The following is a 14,681-nucleotide window of genomic DNA, read 5'->3' as shown; positions in this document are numbered from 1 at the left end:
CCGCTCAGACATTCGGCACCGCCCCCTGCAAGGTGTTAGCGATACGGCGGCACCGGTATTCGATTACGCCGCAGGCTTTCCAGTACTCAAGCGTGGCGCCGATCGCCCGAACGTCGCGCTCGGTGAGGTCGTTGGTGGATTCGACTGAGCGCCAGGTGATGAACGAGCAGACGGCCAACCTGTGCGGGCGGCACTCGACCCCACCTTCGCGAAAGAGCGCGAACATGCGGCGTACGAGCGGAGCCGGAGCGTTAGGTGCCATGCGCGGCGCAGGCTGCGCGGCTCTGCCAATGGGTCACGATGACACCGCCGTGGTGGCCTTGGCGCACAACGCAGCGATGAACGAAACCCACTGGCGAGCTTGGCTTTCGTCAGAGATCGCTACCGTGGCAGGGTGATCGACACCGGCAAAGTGCGCCACGTCGGGGTAGGTCACCAGAAACCATTGCGGCGAACCGCCGTCGTCGCGTTGTGCCAGTGATTCGAACGCGGTGACGACAGCCTGGCCGCCGACCATGCCGTCAATGAACGGGTGAGAGACCGTGCTACCCGGCGTTCCCGTGAGTCCCTCGCGGATTGCAAAGGGCTCTTGGGCTACCGTGGAATACGACATCGGGTTCCTTTCACCTTGGGTACCGGTGTCATTTCGGAGGGTCGCCGGGCATGGCGGCCCTCCAGCTTTTTCAGGTGGAGAAGAAGGGCCTGTGTGGCTGCTATCGGCAACTGCATCGGGGTTGTTGGCACGACGTGCACATCTCGTCCGCGGTGACAAGGTCACTGGAGCCAAGCGGATCCGGCGTCGGCAGGTACGCGCGCGAGTGGCTACGACGCTCCGCCAGTTGCACACGGTTGGCGAGGGACAACGCGATGGAAACCAATGCCGCCACTCCGAGAGCAGCCAGGGCCAATGGATCCATCAGCCACCGAACCGCGAGCCAGCTGAACGCGGCGCCGTCATCGCGTCCACCACAGATCGGCGTACCACTCATCGATGTCGCGGTCGTCGGCCGAACGTGGCGGTGGCTTTGCCTTCCGCAGACTTAGAGATGCACCGAAGCCGATCCCACCTGCCAACATGAGGATGAACAGGGCAGCCACCAGCGCGCTGTTCACGCGCTGGCCTTCGTAGGCAGCAGGTCAGTCGGGTCGACGCCGCAGAGAGATGCGATTTGGTAGATCTCATTCACGGTGAACGGCGCTACCCCTGCGAGGCGACGCGAAATGGATGACTGCGAGATGCCCGCTGCGTCAGCCGCTTCCTGCTGTGAAATCCGGTTACGGGCCATGATGGCACGCACCTCAGCTGCTATCCCACCTGTCGGCGAATCGACCATGAAAGAGTAATTTACCCACATGTGGGTTAAAGTCAAGGCCTGTTGGTCTCGTCATGGCTGGGAGCGTCAAACCTGTGTGAATGTTTCACCCAGATGTGGGTGATTTTATGCACTGGTGGATCTAGTATCGGCTGTCATGAGCAAGGTCATCTACATGTCGGATCGGTCGGCTGCCCGCGCGAAGGTGGCGACCGAGGTTCGCGTCGAAATGGCGCGCATCGGTATCAAGGAGTCCGCTCTTGCCTCGGCTGCCGGCATCTCGCAGTCGACACTGAATCGGCGGTTGAAGCCAACGAGTGAGCGAGACGCGTTCACGGTCGACGAACTTGAGCGTGTCGCCGATGTACTGGGCGTCCACCCTGCGACGTTCTTCCGCTCGGTCTCCGGTCACGACGGTGGCGGAGACGACGACGGCGGAGCTGCTGGTGCCCCCACCAGGGCTCGAACCTGGGACCTGCGGATTAAAAGTCCGTAGCTCTACCGACTGAGCTATAGGGGCGCGTCGGACAGAATACTGCCTCCGGGTTGGGGCCCTGGTTTTGGGATTGGGCTCCCCGTGCCCTAAGCTAACGACGCTCCAGCGTTAAGTCGTTGTGAGTACCCCGAAGAGATTCGGCCGGGCCCCCATCGTCTAGTGGCCTAGGACGCCGCCCTTTCACGGCGGTAGCACGGGTTCGAATCCCGTTGGGGGTACGCACGACACGGAAACGTGAAGGCACAGCAAGGCCCTGTGGCGCAGTTGGTTAGCGCGCCGCCCTGTCACGGCGGAGGTCGCGGGTTCGAGTCCCGTCAGGGTCGCCATGCATGTGGTGAGGCACTTTTGGACGTGGTGCCTTCCGGCCAGGTAGCTCAGTTGGTACGAGCGTCCGCCTGAAAAGCGGAAGGTCGCCGGTTCGATCCCGGCCCTGGCCACGTCAAGAACCACCCGGTCTAGCGGGTGGTTTTTTCTTTTCTGGCCGTGCGGTTCTGGTCTTGGTGAAACCGAGCCGGCGCCTCCTCATCGACTCAAACTATAGTTGTGTTACTCTAACTTTAGTTGGAGAGGGTTCTGGTCATGCAGTTGAACAAGCCGTTCGCTACCGTGACGCCGACGCTGGATGGTGATGTCCTCGCCGTCTTGGCGGGCGCAGACGTCGCATTCACGATCAGTCAGGTTCGGCGCATCCTCACCACTGCGTCAGGGGAGGGCATCCGCAAGGTCCTCAACCGCCTGAGCGCGCAGGGGGTTGTGCTGCACGACGAGGTGGGCAGGACGCACACGTACCGCCTCAACAGCGAGCACCTCGCGGCCGAGCCGATCATCGCGCTGTCGCGGTTGAACGCCACGTTTCTCGCCCGTCTCGAACAACACCTGAACGGGTGGGGGGCTGTGCTGCGGTACGCCGCGGTGTTCGGGTCGGCGGCGACCGGGCGAATGACGCTGGACAGCGACATCGACGTGTTCCTGGTTCGCGCTGCTGGCTCCAGAGATGACGACTGGGATCAGCGGGTGACTGAACTCGCCCGACTGGTCACCGCGTGGACCGGAAACGACGGCCGCATCGTCGAGTACGCCGAGGAGGAATTCCGTGCCGCGGCAGCCGCCGGTGAGCCCCTGTTACGTGATGTGTCGGTCCAGGGGCTGACTGTCGCCGGCACCCGCGCGTGGTTCACCGCGCAGCTGCGCACGGTGAGGAAGCCGTGATGGCAGGACAACGCAACTGTGACTCAGCGGTCACCGCGGGCCGCATGTCCAAGGCGAATGAATTCTTCGACGCCGCAGATCATCTCGGGACCGAGATGCCGAACGCTGCCGGGGACCTTTACGTGGACGCGGGAATCGCCGCATCGGACGTCATCTGCTGCGTACGCCTCGGCGTGCACTCCAACACGGGCAACCACAGCGAGGCTGTCGCCTTGCTCAAGCGAGCGGACAGCGGATCCGAACGGCATCTGAACACGTTGCTCAACCTGAAGAACAAGGCCGCTTACACGCATCAGGACTTGACCGCCGCGGAGTTGAAGAAGATGAACCGCGCGGCTGAGTATCTGGTCGGGGCAGCCAGACAGGCAGTAGCCGCTCGCGGGTAGCTCGCGAGGCGTCGACCAGCTTCCAGTCTCAGCGCCGTTCCGCAGCCGGGCGGCAAATGACACTATGAGCGATGTGTCTACTATTCCCCGGTATCCCGCCGACGTCACGCCCGGCTGGCTGGCCCGCATCCTGGCCGGCCGCGGAACGGCCACCGAGGTCGCGTCCGTCGACGTCCGCCCGGTCGGTACCGGGCAGACCGGCGCCACCTTCCGGGTGACGGCCACCTACGACGCGAATCCGCACGACGTGCCCGACACGTTCATCCTGAAGCTGCCCTCGGGTGACGACGCCGTCCGGGACCGGGTTGCACTGGCGTACCGCAGCGAGAGCGCCTTCTACCAATCAGTCGCCGACCGGGTCGCCATCCCGATCGCGGAATGCTTCCACTGCGCGATCGCCGACGAGGGCTTGAGCTTCGCCCTCTTGCTCGCCGACCAGGCCCCGGCGGTCCAGGGTGACCAGCTCGCCGGCTGCGGAGTCGAGCAGGCCCGCCTGGCCGTGCGGGCACTGGCCGGGCTGCACGCGCCGACGTGGTGCGATCCGTACTGGCAGACCTTCGAAGGCCTGATCATGACCACCATCGGCGAGGACACCATCCGCGGCTTCGGCGAGATCGCGAAGATGGCCGCCGACATCACCAGGGACAAGCTCGCCGGCAAGCTCAGCGACGACGACGCCGAGACGCTGTCGGTGGCCATGGCGGCGGTGACGCCGTGGCTTCTGCAGGCACCCGACCGCTTCGCCCTGCTGCACGGCGACTACCGGCTGGACAACCTGCTGTTCGATCACGACCGCGTGACCGTGGTCGACTGGCAGACCCTCGGCGTCGGTCTGGCCGGCCGCGACCTCGCCTACTTCACCGGCACCAGCCTGGAACCCGATCTGCGCGCAGCCGTGGAGAAGGACCTGGTCGCCGACTACCACCAAGCGCTGACCGAACAGGGCGTCGCCGACTACGACGTGGACACCTGCTGGCTCGACTATCGCCTCGGCATGATCCAGGTACCGCTGATCTCTGCTCTGGGGTTCGCCTTCTCGGTGGAGACCGAGCGCGGCGACGACATGGTGGCGACCATGCTGCGCCGCGGCTGCCAGGCCATCCGCGACCTCGACACGCTGGACCTCATCGCTGCCGAATAGCACGACGGCGTCCCTGAGCCGCGCCCTCAGTACTTCGTCGAGCCCTGGTCGACGGAAATCGCCTCAGCGGTAATCAGTTTGGCATCGTCACTGGCCAGGAAGCAGACCGCGGCGGCGATGTCCTCCGGCTCGGCGATGTAGACCGGCAGGAAAGGCAGCATCATGTTCTGCAGCGCCGGGTTGGTCTCCATCGCCCTGCCGAGTTCGGCCACCATGTCGCCGGTTCCCATGTCGGTGTTGACCGGCCCCGGATGGACGCTGTTGACCCGGATGTTGTGCTTGCCCAGTTCGGCGGCGAACGCCCTGGCCATTCCCGTGACCGCGTGCTTGCTGGCGGTGTAGTGAACCATGAACGGCTGCAACTTGATTCCCGCTGCCGAGCTGATCAGGGTGATCGAACCGCCACGGCCTCCCTCGACGATCGCCGGCGCGCCGGCCATCACGGTGTTCCACGTGCCGGTGACGTTGACGTCCATGACATCCCGGAAGGCGTCCGGGGTGATCTCGTCCCACGCCGCCGGCGAGGTGATGCCGGCGTTGGCGACGATCACATCGAGTCTGCCGAACATGTCAAGACCCTGTGCCACAGCCGCTTTCAAGCCATCGAGGTCCCGGATGTCGACAGCCGAGGCTAGGATGCGCTGACCGGTCGCTTCGACGAGTCGGACCGTCTCGGCGAGGTCCGCCGGGGTTGCGGGGTGATAGGGCACGCACTCCGGCAGCGGCCCTGCGATGTCGACGGCGATGATGTCGGCGCCCTCGCGGGCCATCCGTACCGCGTGGGCGCGCCCCTGGCCGCGGGCTGCTCCGGTGATGAACGCGACCTTGCCGGACAGTCGGGCGCTCACCGGCTGCGCTGCGCTTCCTTGACCAGACCGCCGCCGATGATGAGGCGCTGAATCTCGCTGGTGCCCTCATAGAGTCGTAGCAGCCGCACTTCGCGGTAGATCCGTTCGACGGGAACGCCGCGCATGTATCCCGCTCCGCCGTGCACCTGCACCGCCAGGTCGGCGACCTTGCCGGCCATCTCTGTGCAGAACAACTTCGCCACCGATGGCGCGATCCGGCGGTCCTCGTCGTGCAGCCATTTCTGGGCGGCGTCGCGCACCAGCGCGCGGCCGGCCATCACGCCGGACTGCTGGTCGGCCAGCATCGCCTGCACCAGTTGGAAGCTCCCGATCGGGGTGCCGCCCTGGGTTGCGGTCGCGGCGTAGGCCACCGACTCGTCGAGCGCGCGTTGCGCGGTGCCGACGGCCAGCGCCGCGATGTGGATGCGTCCGCGGGCCAGCGATGTCATCGCCGCGCGATAGCCGTGGTCCTCGCTGCCGCCGATCAGGGCGTCGGTGCCGACCCGCACGTCGGTGAAGGTCACATCCGAGGTCCAGGCGCCCTCCTGGCCCATCTTGGCGTCCTTGCTACCGACCTCCACGCCGCGGGTGTCGGCGGGTACCAGGAACACCGCGATGCCGGCGCCGTTGGCGTCGGCCGGCCGGGTGCGGGCGAACACGATAAAGAGGTTGGCCACCGGGGCGTTGGTGATGTACTGCTTACTCCCGTTGATCACCCAATGATCGCCGTCCCGAACGGCTTTCGTCTTCAGCCCCGACGGGTTGGACCCGGCGCCGGGTTCGGTCAGGGCGAACGAGGCCACCACCTCGCCGGTGGCGATCGGCTCGAGCCAGCGGGTCCGCTGTTCGTCGGTGCCGAAACCGACCAGCACCTGGCCCGCGATGCCGTTGTTGGTGCCGAACATCGACCGCAGCGACAGGCAGGTGTAGCCCAGCTCCATGGCCAACTCGACATCCTGGGTGATGTCCAGGCCGAGGCCGCCCCACTGTTGCGGGATCGCGTAGCCGAACAGCCCCATCTTCATGGCCTGGTCGCGCAGGTCGTCCGGGACCTTGTCGCCGGCCACGATCTCCGACTCGCGCGGCACCACCGCGCTGCGAACGAACTGGCGGGTCTGCGCCAGGATCTCGCGGAAGTCGTCGTCGCTGACGTCACTCATCGCAGCTCCTCGGGAACGTGGGGGGCAGGCCGTGGCGATCATATATGAAATATGATCGCCTTCAGTTTCTCGTACTCAGCCAGGAAAAGGGGAGAGCAGATGTCATTGCTGGCCGGCCAGACGGCAGTCATCACCGGAGGCGCGCAGGGTCTGGGCTTTGCGATCGCCGAGCTGTTCATCGCCGAGGGCGCCCGGGTGGTGATCGGCGACATCAACCTGGCGGCCACCCAGGAAGCGGCCGAGAAGCTCGGCGGCGCGGACGTGGCCCGTGCGGTGAAATGCGATGTCACCTCCTACGCCGACATCGACGTGCTCGTCGACACCGCGATCGAGCAATTCGGCCGCTTCGACATCATGGTGAACAACGCCGGTATCACCCGGGACGCCACGCTGCGCAAGATGACCGAGGACGAGTTCGATCAGGTCATCTCGGTGCACCTGAAAGGCACCTGGAACGGCTTGAAGAAGGCCGCGTCGATCATGCGCGAACAGAACAGCGGGGCGATCGTGAACATGTCGTCGATCTCCGGCAAGGTCGGGATGATCGGCCAGACCAACTACTCCGCGGCCAAGGCCGGCATCGTGGGCATGACGAAGGCTGCCGCCAAGGAGCTCGCGCACCTGGGCGTACGCGTCAACGCGATCCAGCCCGGGCTGATTCGGTCGGCCATGACCGAGGCCATGCCGCAACGCATTTGGGATTCCAAGGTCGCCGAGGTGCCGATGGGGCGCGCCGGCGAGCCGTCGGAAGTGGCCAAGGTGGCGCTGTTTCTGGCATCCGACCTGTCGTCGTACATGACCGGCACCGTCCTCGAGGTCACCGGAGGACGGCACCTGTGACCCGCGAGGCCGTCATCTGCGAGCCGGTGCGCACGCCGATCGGGCGCTACGGCGGAATATTCCAGTCTTTGAGCGCTGTCGATCTGGGCGTCGCCGCACTCACCGGGCTGCTCGAACGAACCGGGGTGCCCGGCGATGCGGTACAGGACGTCATCTTCGGGCACTGCTACCCCAACAGCGAGGCGCCCGCGATCGGCCGCGTCGTCGCACTCGACGCCGGTCTGCCCGTCACCGTGCCAGGCATGCAGGTCGACCGGCGCTGCGGTTCCGGCCTGCAGGCTGTGATCCAGGCGTGTCTGCAAGTGTCCTCTGGCGACAACGATCTCGTGGTCGCCGGCGGCGCGGAGAGCATGAGCAACGTCGCGTTCTACTCCACCGACATGCGCTGGGGTGGAGCCCGCCACGGGGTGGCGGTGCACGACGGCCTGGCGCGGGGCCGCACCACCGCAGGCGGCCGGTTCTACCCGGTGCCCGGCGGCATGCTGGAGACCGCGGAGAACCTGCGCCGCGAATACGGCATCTCCCGGCAGGAGCAGGATGAACTGGCCGTCGCCTCCCACCAGCGTGCAGTCGCCGCCCAGGCCAGTGGCGTGTTCGCCGAGGAGATCATTCCCGTCACCGTGTCGACCCGTCACGGTGATCAGGTCATCGACACCGACGAGCACCCGCGTGCCGACACCACAATCGAGTCGCTGGCCACGCTCAAACCCGTTCTGATCAAACAGGATCCGGATTCCACCGTGACCGCGGGCAACTCCAGCGGACAGAACGATGCCGCTTCGGCGTGTCTGGTCACCACCCCGCAGATGGCCGATGAGTTGGGTCTGCGTCCACTCGTGCGGCTGGTGTCCTGGGCGTCGGCGGGAGTGGGCCCGGCTGTCATGGGCATCGGTCCGGTGCCGGCGACCGATGCCGCACTGCGCAAGGCTGGCCTGAGTCTTGCCGAGGTCGACGTCATCGAGCTCAACGAAGCCTTCGCCGCGCAGGCCCTGGCGGTGATGCGGGAGTGGAAGTTCACCGAGACCGACCTGGAGCGCACCAACGTGCACGGCTCGGGAATCTCGCTGGGCCACCCGGTGGGTGCCACCGGCGGACGCATGTTGGCGACGTTGGCGCGTGAGTTGCATCGGCGCGACGCGCGCTATGGCGTGGAGACGATGTGCATCGGGGGCGGGCAGGGCCTCGCCGCTGTGTTCGAGAGGGTGTGACGGCATGACACGCTTGGCCCAGACGCTCGGCCTCACCGAGTTTCAAACCGAAATCATCTCCACGGTAAGGCAATTCGTCGACAAGGAGATCATCCCCAACGCCCAGGAGCTGGAACACTCCGACAGCTACCCGCAGGCCATCGTCGATCAGATGCGCGAGATGGGGCTGTTCGGCCTCATGGTGCCCGAGCAGTACGGTGGGCTCGGTGAGTCCCTGCTCACGTATGCATTGTGCGTCGAGGAACTGGCCCGCGGCTGGATGAGCATTTCAGGCGTGGTCAACACCCACTTCATCGTCGCGTACATGATCCGCCAGCACGGCACCGACGAGCAGAAGCAGCGATTCCTGCCGCGGATGGCCACCGGTGAGGTCCGGGGCGCGTTCTCGATGTCGGAGCCCGAGCTCGGCTCGGACGTCGCGGCCATCCGCACCCGCGCCCGCGACAACGGCGACGGTACCTACACCATCGACGGGCAGAAGATGTGGCTGACCAACGGCGGCAGCTCGACACTGGTGGCCGCCCTGGTGCGCACCGACGAGGGCGCGGACAAACCGCACCGCAACCTCACCGCATTCCTCATCGAAAAGCCCTCCGGTTTCGGTGAAGTGGCGCCCGGGCTGACCATTCCCGGCAAGATCGACAAGCTCGGCTACAAGGGCATCGACACCACCGAACTGATCTTCGACGGCTACGTGTGCGGGGCCCAGAACATCCTCGGCGCCAAGCCCGGCCAGGGCTTCTTCCAGATGATGGACGGCGTGGAGGTCGGCCGGGTCAATGTCGCTGCCCGAGCGTGTGGGGTGGGGGTGCGGGCGTTCGAGCTCGCCGCCCGGTACGCCCAACAGCGCACCACCTTCGGCAAGCCGATCGCCGAGCATCAGGCCATCGCCTTCCAGCTTGCCGAGATGGCCACCAAAGTCGAAGCGGCACATCTGATGATGGTCAACGCGGCCCGGCTCAAGGACTCCGGCGAACGCAACGACGTCGCGGCCGGGATGGCGAAATACCTGGCCAGTGAGTTCTGCTCCGAGGTCACCCAGCAGAGCTTCCGCATCCACGGCGGCTACGGCTACTCCAAGGAGTACGAGATCGAACGCCTGATGCGCGATGCCCCCTTCCTGCTGATCGGGGAGGGCACCAGTGAGATCCAGAAGAACATCATCAGCAAGCGCCTGCTGGCCGACTACCGGATCTGACGTGAGCGCACCCGAATTCACCCCTCGGCCGCAGCTGGCCGAGGACGTGGCGCGGTTCGTCCGCCGCCGCATATTCGACGGGACCTATCCTGCCGGCGAGTACATCCGGCTCGATCAGCTCGCGGCCGAGCTCGGGATCAGCGTGACGCCCGTGCGCGAGGCCCTCTTCGAGTTGCGCGGTGAAGGGCTGCTGGATCAGCTGCCCCGGCGCGGTTTCGTGGTGCTGCCGTTCACCGACCGCGACATCACCGACGTCGCCGATCTCCAGGCTCACGTGGGCGGACTGCTGGCAGCCCGAGCCGCGGCGAACATCACTGACGAACAACTAGAGGAACTCGCCGCGATCCACGCGGCCCTGACCGATGCCTATGCCGCCAACGACGGTGACCGTGCGGTGCGGCTGAACCATGACTTCCACCGCGCGATCAACGTCGCTGCCGACTCGCCGAAGCTGGCGCAGCTGATGTCCCAGATCACTCGGTATGCACCGGAATCGGTGTTTCCCACGATCGAGGGCTGGCCGACGCAGTCGGTGGCCGACCACGAGCGGATCGTCGCGGCACTGAGCCGTCGCGACGAGGGAGCAGCGCGGGCGGCGATGTCCGAGCATCTGGCCACCGGTGCCGGACCGCTCATCGAGCACCTGGTCAAGAAGGGCGTCGCTCAGCGCGTCATGCGGCCCTGAGCGGCGCCTGCCGCCCCGTAGTCCTGGATGATCCGCTGGCGCGTGTTGGCGAGTTCGCGCTCCACGTCGAATCGGGCGGGCAGGGCAAGCCACAGGAAGGCCGCCCCGAAGGTTGCCGCTGTGATGTCGGCGCTCGCGACGGACACGTCGATTCCGGGGCGAACCGAACCGTCGCGCAATCCCTTTCGCAGACTGGCCGTCACCTTGCGCACGCCGGCGGCCAACTGGTGGTTGACTCGTTCGCGCAACGGCGAGGTGGTCTTGAGGGCTTCGAAGTTCGCCACGAACATGGCGCGCAGCACGTCGGGGTCGTTGGCGTAGACGTCGCGGATCCGGTCGAGATGAGCCAGCACCTGGTTCAGTCCCGTCGACGCGGGGTCCGGATCCGGGTTGAGCATGCTGATGTACTCCTCGACGAACTCTTCGAGGAGGGCGTCCTTGCTGCCGTAGCGGGCGTGCACCATGGTCCTGCTGTAACCGGCCCGTCGGCCGATCTCGGCAGCAGTGGTTGCTTCCCAGCCCTTCTCGACGATCAGCTCGGCGGCAGCCGCCATCAGCCGGCGTCGAGAGGTCTCGACCCGCTGCGGTTGCGTCAGGCCGCGTTCAGGCGAGGGCACCCTTGCATATTAAACACACGACAACTATGTTGCCGGAATGGCCAGGAGTGCACGCGAGGTCGTCGAGCTGTACAACCTGGTGGTCTGGAACGCCCGGGACTTCGCTCTCGCGGAGGAATTGTTGGGCGACAACGTGATACGTCACGAGGTGGGCGAGTCGCACGTCCTCACCCGTGACCAGGCCGTCCAGCGGGTGGTGGACACCTGGGAGATGTTCGACGAGATCCGCTTCGAGCTGAACCTGGTGGTCGCCGGTGACGACGACGAACATGTCGCCCTCGTCTACCAGTCACCGATGCGACTCACCGACGGCACCGAGCTCTGCATCGGAAGTATGGAGATCTTCCGCGTCGTCGACGGCCGGATCGTCGAGGTCTGGAACTGTGGCCACAAACAAGGAGAGTGGAAGTGAGTCAACCCCTGCTCGATGAGCTCGGTTACTACCTGCTGGCCGGTGCGGGTGGTGAAGGCCCCAGGACGTTGGTGGACGAGGCCCGTCGTGGTGAAGAACTCGGTTTCGGCACGGCCTTCATCTCCGAGCGCTTCAATGTCAAAGAGGCGTCCTCGCTCGTCGGCGCAGCCTGCGCCGTCACCGACCGGATGCAGATCGCCACGGCCGCAACCAATCACAACACCCGCCACCCGCTGATCACCGGATCGTGGGCCACCACCATGCACCGGCTGTCCGGCGGTCGGTTCACGCTGGGCATCGGTCGGGGAATCGGGGCCATCTACTCGGCATTCGGCATCCCTGCAGTCACCACCGCGCAGATGGAGGACTTTGCCAACGTCATGCGCCGCATGTGGCAGGGTGAGTACATCTTCAACCACGACGGTCCGATCGGGAAGTATCAGATTCTGGGCCTTGACCCCGACTTCCGGGAGGACATCAGGCTGGCGCTGGTGGCGTTCGGCCCGAACACCCTCAAGCTCGGCGGCCGAGCGTTCGACGACGTCATCCTGCACACCTACTTCACGCCGGAGACGCTGGCGCGCTGCGTCAAGACCGTCAAGGACGCCGCCGAGCAGACCGGACGGGACCCGGACAGTGTGCGCGTCTGGTCCTGTTTCGCCACCGTCGGCGATCATCTCCCCGAGGAACTCCGGTTGAAGAAGACTGTAGCCCGCCTGGCTACCTACCTGCAGGGCTACGGCGACCTGATGGTCACTACCAACAAGTGGGATCCCGCTGTGCTGGAACGCTTCCGGGCTGATGCCGTGGTGCAGTCGATCGGGGGTGGCATCGACCACAAGGCCACCGCCGAGCAGATCGAACACATCGCCACGCTGATTCCCGAGGAATGGCTGGAGCCGTCGGCGACCGGATCGGCCCAGCAGTGCGCGGCCCGGGTGCGCAAGGAATTCGATTACGGTGCCGACGCGGTGATCATGCACGGTGCGACCCCCGACGAGTTGGAGCCGGTCGTCACCGCGTACCGCGCTACGGTGTGATGGCGGTGCGCGCCACCGGTTCGGCGACCTGCTGACGGCTGTAGATCCCGCGTTGCAGGGCCAGCAGCAGCGCGTTGCGGGTCTCCTCCGGTGCGATCAACTCGTCGAACCCGAGGGTCGCGGCCGTCCGGTAGGACGCCTCCAGTTCCATCTGTTCGAGGGTCTCGGCGATGTCGGCGTCGGCGTGTGACGCGCGGCTGAGCGCAGCCGCGCTCATCGCGCCCATGGTGGCGCCGGGGTAGGCGAAGGTGGCCACCTGGGTTGTCGAAGCCCACGAGTGACATCACCATCGAGCCGAACCCGAATGCCTTGCGCAGTGTCAGATGAAGCTTCAGTGTCGTGGCCGTGGTCTGCGCGACGAACATCCGGGCACCTGAGCGCAGCACCCCGTTACGCTCGGACTGGCTGCCGGGCAGCATGCCGGGATTATCGGCGAGGAACACGATCGGTAGGTGGAACGAGTCGGCCACCGTGATGAAATGTGCTGCCTTGTCAGCGGCATCGGAATCGATGGAGCCGGCCAGCCTGGTCGGCTGGTTGGCCACGACGGCCACCGGATGACCACCGAGATGAGCGAGCGCGCAGATGATAGCCGGACCGAACGTCGGCTGGATTTCCAGCCAGTCGGCGTCATCGAACACCGCGTCGATGACCCTGCGCATGTCGTAGCTGCGCCGGTTGTCCCGCGAGACGATGTCCAAGAGTTCCGGAGTCGGCCGCACCGCGGCGGCATCGTCGTGAAGCCGCGCCGGTGGGTAGGACCAGGCACTGGACGGGAAGTAGGAAAGGTAGCGGCGGATGTCGTCGAGGACGGCTTCGTCGGTATCGGCATGGTTATGGATGACCCCGCTGCGCAGGGACACCTCGGGGCCGCCCAGGTCTTCCTTCGAAACATCCTCTCCGGTGGCCTCTTTCACCACCGGCGGTCCGGCGGTGAAGATGGAACCCTGACTGCTCATGATGGTGAAGTCGCACACCGGAGCGACGAGGGCACCGTGGCCCGCTGACGGGCCCAGGACGGCCGCGACGGTCGGCACCTTGCCCGAGCACCGTGCCTGCGCGATCAGGTCGGTGGGGCTGCGCCCGGCATGCTCTCCGCGTGGCCGGAAGCCCGCGCCTTCCAACAGCATGATCAGCGGAATCTTGTTGCGTAGAGCCAGTTCTGCCAGTCGGTAGCGCTTTGCGTTGCCCCCGGCGCCGATGGTGCCGGCCAGGGTGGTGAAGTCCTCGGCCCCAACCATCACCGGTGTGCCGCCGACGCGACCGGCGCCGGCGACGATGCCGTCGGCGGCGATCTCGCCCCCGACCAGAGTGCCGAACTCCTGGAAGCTGTCGGCGTCGAGCAGATGATCGATGCGGGCGCGGGCGTCGAGTTTTCCGGTAGCGTGGTGCTTGGCCAGTTTTTCCTGGCCGCCCATGGCCTGCGCATGCTGGCGGCGACGGCGCAGGTCGTGCAGCGTGTCCTGCCAGTCCTGCGCGTTGCTCATCGAGGTGCCCTCATCTCACTGCGCGCGTTGACCCCACTGAAGCGCCCACTGTAGCGTCCGGCCCGTGGCGGCGGGCGGTGTTCGCAGGCGCGATCGGAAGGTGCTGATGGTCCCGTTCGAGGTACTCATGGCCGATGAGCGCACCCAACTGGACGCGTTTGTCGAGGAATATCGGGCCGCTATCGAGGCGACACTGAGCGGTCTCACCGAGGAGCAGGTTCGGATCCGGCTGGTGCCGTCGGCGACGACGTTGCTCGGGTTGCTCAAGCACGTCACATGGATGCAGCGAGTGTGGTTCGAACAATGCGTCGTTGGGATGTCCCGGCGAGAACTCGGCCTGGTTCAGAGTGTGGACGAGTCGTTCAGGCTCGGCGACGGCGACACCATCGCATCCGTGACGGCGGCCTACCGACAATCCTGTGAGACTGCCCGAGCGGCCGTAGCCGGCCTGCCACTCGACGCTGTTGTGACGGGCCATCAGGCCGGACCGCGCACGCTGCACTGGGTGTACCTACAGGTTCTGCGGGAATTCGCTCACCACTGCGGTCACGCGGACATCCTGCGCGAACAGATTGTTGCCGACCCGGCCTGAGCGGTTGTCCGCCAAGGCTTTCCACAGTCCCGGTTTCATCCACAGCAGG

Annotated in this window: 17 protein-coding genes, 4 tRNA genes and 2 pseudogenes; 14 read left to right on the top strand and 9 right to left on the bottom strand. The window is 65.9% G+C overall.

All coding sequences use genetic code 11. The features are described from left to right. Window positions 1–4 precede the first annotated feature (4 nt). The 4 genes from G6N35_RS15340 to G6N35_RS15325 all read right to left on the bottom strand — a co-directional run bounded on the left by G6N35_RS15340 (window position 5) and on the right by G6N35_RS15325 (window position 1,334). On the bottom strand, window positions 5–226 hold the full coding sequence (locus G6N35_RS15340) for a hypothetical protein (RefSeq protein ID WP_163805025.1): 222 nt from the start codon (window positions 224–226) through the stop codon (window positions 5–7). Window positions 227–295: 69 nt separating this feature from the next. Further along, the gene (locus G6N35_RS15335) at window positions 296–613 is read right to left on the bottom strand and encodes a hypothetical protein (protein ID WP_163805024.1); all 318 of its coding nucleotides are present in this window, start codon (window positions 611–613) and stop codon (window positions 296–298) included. Window positions 614–954: 341 nt separating this feature from the next. Next, window positions 955–1,113 (bottom strand): hypothetical protein, encoded by a 159-nt coding sequence (locus G6N35_RS15330; protein WP_163805023.1) that lies wholly within the window; start codon window positions 1,111–1,113, stop codon window positions 955–957. Beyond that, window positions 1,110–1,334 (bottom strand): helix-turn-helix domain-containing protein, encoded by a 225-nt coding sequence (locus tag G6N35_RS15325; protein WP_163805022.1) that lies wholly within the window; start codon window positions 1,332–1,334, stop codon window positions 1,110–1,112. Before G6N35_RS15325 ends, G6N35_RS15330 begins: the two co-directional genes overlap by 4 nt. Window positions 1,335–1,470: 136 nt before the next feature. On the opposite strand from G6N35_RS15325, the pseudogene G6N35_RS27630 reads away from it, so the two are divergent. Then, window positions 1,471–1,695 (top strand): annotated as a pseudogene (locus G6N35_RS27630) (helix-turn-helix domain-containing protein); the annotation flags it as partial. A 62-nt stretch (window positions 1,696–1,757) separates the two neighbouring features. Here the strand turns inward: G6N35_RS27630 and G6N35_RS15315 are convergent. Continuing rightward, window positions 1,758–1,833 (bottom strand) — tRNA-Lys (locus G6N35_RS15315). A 121-nt stretch (window positions 1,834–1,954) separates the two neighbouring features. Here G6N35_RS15315 and G6N35_RS15310 point away from each other — a divergent pair. From G6N35_RS15310 to G6N35_RS15285, 6 genes are all read left to right on the top strand, one after another. Next, window positions 1,955–2,027: transfer RNA gene (locus tag G6N35_RS15310), tRNA-Glu, on the top strand. A gap of 31 nt (window positions 2,028–2,058) precedes the next feature. Then, window positions 2,059–2,135 (top strand) — tRNA-Asp (locus G6N35_RS15305). A 37-nt stretch (window positions 2,136–2,172) separates the two neighbouring features. Next, a tRNA-Phe gene (locus tag G6N35_RS15300) sits at window positions 2,173–2,246 on the top strand. Window positions 2,247–2,388: 142 nt separating this feature from the next. Then, window positions 2,389–3,018, top strand: coding sequence for a nucleotidyltransferase domain-containing protein (locus G6N35_RS15295; protein ID WP_163805021.1), 630 nt, complete (start codon window positions 2,389–2,391; stop codon window positions 3,016–3,018). Further along, window positions 3,018–3,404 carry a hypothetical protein gene (locus G6N35_RS15290; RefSeq protein WP_163805020.1) on the top strand — a complete coding sequence of 129 codons (387 nt, stop codon included), beginning with the start codon at window positions 3,018–3,020 and terminating at the stop codon, window positions 3,402–3,404. The genes G6N35_RS15295 and G6N35_RS15290 overlap by 1 nt, the downstream gene beginning before the upstream one ends. A gap of 64 nt (window positions 3,405–3,468) precedes the next feature. Then, entirely contained in the window at window positions 3,469–4,545 is a 1,077-nt protein-coding gene (locus tag G6N35_RS15285) for a phosphotransferase family protein (protein ID WP_163805019.1), read from the top strand. Between the two features lie 26 nt (window positions 4,546–4,571). Here the strand turns inward: G6N35_RS15285 and G6N35_RS15280 are convergent, their stop codons facing one another. Both G6N35_RS15280 and G6N35_RS15275 read right to left on the bottom strand, forming a co-directional pair. Beyond that, window positions 4,572–5,393, bottom strand: coding sequence for a mycofactocin-coupled SDR family oxidoreductase (locus G6N35_RS15280; protein ID WP_163805018.1), 822 nt, complete (start codon window positions 5,391–5,393; stop codon window positions 4,572–4,574). After that, complete coding sequence (locus G6N35_RS15275) at window positions 5,390–6,553, bottom strand: acyl-CoA dehydrogenase family protein (protein WP_163805017.1); 1,164 nt, start codon at window positions 6,551–6,553, stop codon at window positions 5,390–5,392. The genes G6N35_RS15280 and G6N35_RS15275 overlap by 4 nt, the downstream gene beginning before the upstream one ends. Window positions 6,554–6,652: 99 nt before the next feature. Here G6N35_RS15275 and fabG point away from each other — a divergent pair, with 99 nt between their 5' ends. The 4 genes from fabG to G6N35_RS15255 are packed head-to-tail and all read left to right on the top strand — an operon-like array spanning window position 6,653 to window position 10,484. After that, on the top strand, window positions 6,653–7,393 hold the full coding sequence (gene fabG, locus G6N35_RS15270) for a 3-oxoacyl-ACP reductase FabG (RefSeq protein ID WP_163805016.1): 741 nt from the start codon (window positions 6,653–6,655) through the stop codon (window positions 7,391–7,393). Next, entirely contained in the window at window positions 7,390–8,601 is a 1,212-nt protein-coding gene (locus tag G6N35_RS15265; protein ID WP_163805015.1) for an acetyl-CoA C-acetyltransferase, read from the top strand. Before fabG ends, G6N35_RS15265 begins: the two co-directional genes overlap by 4 nt. 4 nt (window positions 8,602–8,605) lie before the next feature. Next, on the top strand, window positions 8,606–9,799 hold the full coding sequence (locus tag G6N35_RS15260) for an acyl-CoA dehydrogenase family protein (RefSeq protein ID WP_163805014.1): 1,194 nt from the start codon (window positions 8,606–8,608) through the stop codon (window positions 9,797–9,799). A gap of 1 nt (window position 9,800) precedes the next feature. After that, entirely contained in the window at window positions 9,801–10,484 is a 684-nt protein-coding gene (locus G6N35_RS15255) for a GntR family transcriptional regulator (protein ID WP_163805013.1), read from the top strand. Here G6N35_RS15255 and G6N35_RS15250 read toward each other — a convergent pair. Beyond that, window positions 10,463–11,101, bottom strand: a complete 639-nt coding sequence (locus G6N35_RS15250; RefSeq protein ID WP_246224322.1) for a TetR/AcrR family transcriptional regulator — start codon at window positions 11,099–11,101, stop codon at window positions 10,463–10,465. The two genes, G6N35_RS15255 and G6N35_RS15250, sit on opposite strands and share 22 nt — an antisense overlap. 37 nt (window positions 11,102–11,138) lie before the next feature. Here G6N35_RS15250 and G6N35_RS15245 point away from each other — a divergent pair, with 37 nt between their 5' ends. Both G6N35_RS15245 and G6N35_RS15240 read left to right on the top strand, forming a co-directional pair. Beyond that, window positions 11,139–11,513, top strand: coding sequence for an ester cyclase (locus tag G6N35_RS15245; protein WP_163805012.1), 375 nt, complete (start codon window positions 11,139–11,141; stop codon window positions 11,511–11,513). Beyond that, a complete protein-coding gene (locus G6N35_RS15240; RefSeq protein ID WP_163805011.1) occupies window positions 11,510–12,553 on the top strand; it encodes a TIGR03857 family LLM class F420-dependent oxidoreductase in 1,044 nt (347 codons plus the stop codon). The genes G6N35_RS15245 and G6N35_RS15240 overlap by 4 nt, the downstream gene beginning before the upstream one ends. Here G6N35_RS15240 and G6N35_RS15235 read toward each other — a convergent pair. Next, a pseudogene (locus G6N35_RS15235) lies at window positions 12,543–14,040 on the bottom strand (acyl-CoA carboxylase subunit beta). The gene G6N35_RS15240 and the pseudogene G6N35_RS15235 overlap by 11 nt on opposite strands. 106 nt (window positions 14,041–14,146) lie before the next feature. Between G6N35_RS15235 and G6N35_RS15230 the strand changes: the two are divergent. Beyond that, on the top strand, window positions 14,147–14,632 hold the full coding sequence (locus tag G6N35_RS15230; protein ID WP_163805010.1) for a DinB family protein: 486 nt from the start codon (window positions 14,147–14,149) through the stop codon (window positions 14,630–14,632). Window positions 14,633–14,681 lie beyond the last annotated feature (49 nt).

The sequence above is a fragment of the Mycolicibacterium anyangense genome (genome assembly GCF_010731855.1).
GTDB classification, from domain to species: Bacteria; Actinomycetota; Actinomycetes; order Mycobacteriales; family Mycobacteriaceae; genus Mycobacterium; species Mycobacterium anyangense.
Note: the sequence above shows the minus strand (reverse complement) of the source record. Positions and strands in the feature narration are given on the sequence as shown.